The organism is Bradyrhizobium sp. UFLA05-89 (assembly GCF_059803475.1).
Genome location: NZ_JBANBA010000234.1, coordinates 1 through 3,411, shown reverse-complemented (window position 1 = coordinate 3,411; position 3,411 = coordinate 1). Strand labels below are relative to the sequence as shown.

2 protein-coding genes and 3 pseudogenes are annotated in these 3,411 nt (G+C 61.7%); 2 read left to right on the top strand and 3 right to left on the bottom strand.

Translation table 11 applies throughout. The features are described from left to right. Window positions 1-72 precede the first annotated feature (72 nt). Window positions 73-882: pseudogene (locus tag SO139_RS45825) on the bottom strand (YifB family Mg chelatase-like AAA ATPase); the annotation flags it as partial. A gap of 414 nt (window positions 883-1,296) precedes the next feature. Beyond that, window positions 1,297-1,485: a hypothetical protein gene (locus SO139_RS45820; protein ID WP_449383685.1), complete on the bottom strand. Its 189-nt coding sequence runs from the start codon at window positions 1,483-1,485 to the stop codon at window positions 1,297-1,299. 543 nt (window positions 1,486-2,028) lie between these two features. Between SO139_RS45820 and SO139_RS45815 the strand changes: the two genes are divergently transcribed. After that, window positions 2,029-2,733, top strand: coding sequence for a DUF899 family protein (locus tag SO139_RS45815; RefSeq protein WP_449383684.1), 705 nt, complete (start codon window positions 2,029-2,031; stop codon window positions 2,731-2,733). Between the two features lie 171 nt (window positions 2,734-2,904). On the opposite strand, the pseudogene SO139_RS45810 reads toward SO139_RS45815, so the two are convergent. Continuing rightward, window positions 2,905-3,081: pseudogene (locus SO139_RS45810) on the bottom strand (magnesium chelatase domain-containing protein); the annotation flags it as partial. A 229-nt stretch (window positions 3,082-3,310) separates the two neighbouring features. Here SO139_RS45810 and SO139_RS45805 point away from each other — a divergent pair. After that, window positions 3,311-3,411 (top strand): annotated as a pseudogene (locus SO139_RS45805) (PilZ domain-containing protein); the annotation flags it as partial.

Genomic DNA, 3,411 nt, shown 5'->3' with positions numbered 1-3,411 from the left:
ATGCCTTCACCCCCGAGGAATGCGCCAACTACCTCAAAAATTCAGGCTATCGAACTTAATGCCATCACGCTTTAGCGTGCGCGCCACCCGCAGCACGCGGTGATAGCCGCGCGCCGACAGCCGCATGGTCTCGGCCGCATCGCGCAAGAGTTTTTGGCCTTGCGCTTCGGGCTTTGCGATCTCCTCGAGCACCGAGGCTGGTGCCTCCGCATTGGTGCGGACGTTCGGCAACCCCGCGGCCTGATAACGCGCGCGCTGAATATCGCGCGCCGCGGCGACGCGCGCGGCGACTTCCGCTGATCCTTCCGCCGGCGGTGGCAGGATCAGGTCGGCCGCGGTCACCGCCGGCACCTCGATGCGCAGGTCGATGCGGTCCATCAGGGGACCCGAGATGCGCGCCTGGTAGTCCGCCGTGCAGCGATCGATGCGGCCGCGCTTGCAGGCATAGCCGGGCTCGAAGGCGTTGCCGCAACGGCACGGATTCATCGCTGCGACCAGCATGAAGCGGGCAGGGTAGGTGACGCGGTGATTGGCACGCGACACCGAGACCTCGCCGTTCTCCAGCGGCTGGCGCAGCGAATCCAGCACGCGCGGATCGAACTCCGGAAGCTCGTCGAGGAACAGGACGCCCTGATGCGCGAGCGAGATCTCGCCGGGCTTTGCGCGCATGCCGCCGCCGGTCAGTGCGGCCATGCTGGCAGAATGATGCGGCGAGCGGAACGGCCGCCGCGAGGTCAGCGCGCCGCCTTCGATCTCGCCGGCGACGGAGGCGATCATGGAGACCTCCAAAAGCTCGCCCGGCGACAGCGGCGGCAGGATCGAGGGCAGGCGCGCGGCCATCATCGATTTGCCGGCGCCTGGCGCGCCGATTATCAACAGGTGAGTTCGTCAATGACAAGACCGCGGTGTCGCCGCAGGCCACCGGCTTGTCAGACGCCGCCGCGTCCCGTGGTTCTTAGGAAACGGGTCGTTCCGCAGGTGGACCTACGTTTTCGCGTGGTCCTCCCGGCCGACTTCAAAACTCCCCGCTTAAAGGCCGCTGCGGCCGCCGAGGTTACAGCAGGAGGGCGCATTCACGCGGTAGCGCCTTGCCGTTGCTGATCGTCTCGGTATGCCTTTGTTTCTGTCAGGCACATGGCGCTCTCAAGTACGGAGCGACAAAGCTCCTCCCGAGCATGATGTTGACGAGCTTGCAATGCGTGCTTTTCCTCTCGAAGAGCTTTGCTCTCTTCAATAGCGAGCTGAGCGCGAGCAAAAAGCGGATCAATCATCGGACGACAATGGGCCCGGATGAGCTTAGTTGCTATTGCCTGTGTTATTTTCGTCCGTGCCTTTCGGAAACGGCTTGTAAGTCTCGCGCCCGAGGAACGTATCGGCGCATGGCTTCCTCAGCACCGCAAGGGCTTCGCGAATACTGTCACTGGCCATTTCGAGATGTGCGGTATCGATTGATAAAGGATGGAAGATTTGACCGATAATCGGCATAGCCGCGCTCCCTGACTTTGCAGGCGGGAGCACAGCAGTGTCTCTCAGCCACCGACGCCTACGGGCAGAGCCTCGGCCGGTGATGCAAAGACTATACACCTGATGCGGCGAGGTTGCTTGCACTTCCTCTATTCTTTGGCCGGTTCTGGATGCCAGAACTTGGAACTTCGATTTGCCAGCGCAAGTGGACACTCGAAGGAACCGCGAACCGCCCCCAAGCGGCTTTATTGCTGCTTGGTGGGCGTCATTGACGGCTTCTTATGGAGAAGCGTGTGGCCCCAACGAAACCATGTGATTTCGTCAATGGAAAATTGGGGTCGCGATGGGCACACAAGGCGACATCGCCCGTTGGCGTCGTATGAAAGAGGCCGCCTTATTCCGATGGCTGTAATTCCTTAGAATTGAGCCGGCGCTCGATGCACTCGGATGCAGAGCCGCATCACGTAAACAGTGGCTTTGAGGGCGCAATGCCGGAGGTTCCGACGTGAAACAGTCGTGTGGGGCCGGAGTTATGGTAACGAACGATGTCGTCGGAGGCGCATGATGGACGCTCACACACTGAAGCCGGCCGCAACCCTAGCAAAGCTCGCCAGAACTCCATTCGCCGGCGAGAGCCCGGAGTACCGCACGGCGCGCGTGGCGCTGGTTGCCGAGGAAATCGAATTCCGCCGCCACATGACGCGGCTCACCGAACAGCGCCGTTCGCTTCCCCCCGGTCCTGTCATCGAGAAGGACTATCGCTTCAAGGACGCCAACGGCTCCGAGTTGGGGCTCATGGACCTGTTCGGCAGACACAACGCGCTGGTGACCTACTTCTGGATGTTCGGGCCGCAACGCGAGCGACCGTGTCCGATGTGTACTAACTGGCTCGGCGCGGTGAATGGCAACGCGGCCGACATCAAGCAGCGCGTCGCGTTGAAGGTGCTCGGCCGCTCGCCGGTGCCGCGACAACTTGCATTCGCGCAGGAGCGCGGCTGGCGCAATCTGGATTTCGTACAGACCATTGGCGACGACTACGCCAAGGATATCGGGTCGCTGAAAGGCGACGGCTCGGAATGGCCGGCGATCACTGTGTTCAAGCGCGACGGCGATAAAGTGCGGCTGTTCTGGGCCGCTGAGATGACGGCAGATATGGCCGATCCGGGCGAAGACCCGCGTCTGGCTCCTGACGTCGCCTCGTTGTGGTCTATTCTGGATCTGACGCCAGACGGACGCGGCAAGGACTGGTATCCGAAGCTGAGTTACTGAGAGCGGTCGTTGCAGTAGGAAAACGCAATCTCGAAATGGCGTTGTGCGCCATCGGGTCAAAAGCAGATATCAGCCAACAGTCCTCGTCCGCTCTGGATCAATCGCGACAGAGCTGGCCGGGCAGATATTCCGGTGATGTCCGCTACGCTGTCAAAGCGGAAGTAATTTCAACAGGTACAGCCCCGAGGCGATCAGCGCCGAGCGCACCCGCTCGCGGTCCTCCGAGACCGCCTTGTCCGGAAGACCGACGATGGCAAAGGCCGGCAGGCCAGGCGCAACCTGGACCTGCACGTCGACCGCGCGGGCCTCGATCCCCTCGAAGGCGACGGTAGAAACCCGCTGTACCATGCTCGAACCAGCCTGCCCTTTCCTGCAATCGAGGCTAGCAGGCGGCCGTTCGCCTGGCAAGAACAATACGGGAACGGTTGTCGGGGCCCAGAGCATTTCCTAACGAGGCGTAAACGGGGCGGGGAGAGTAAGTCTCGAATGCGAGCCGATCCGCTCAGCACATCCCAACGAATGTTCGGTACGTGTAGGAGTGCGGGATGGGCCGTGATCTAACAAGTGAACAATCGAGATGCTTGCAAATCGCCGGAGAAGCGAACGTCGGGTGTGCAGTCGGCTTGCCAAGATTCATCTTGGCGCGGGGTCGCTGCCGAGGGATTGCACGATCACGGA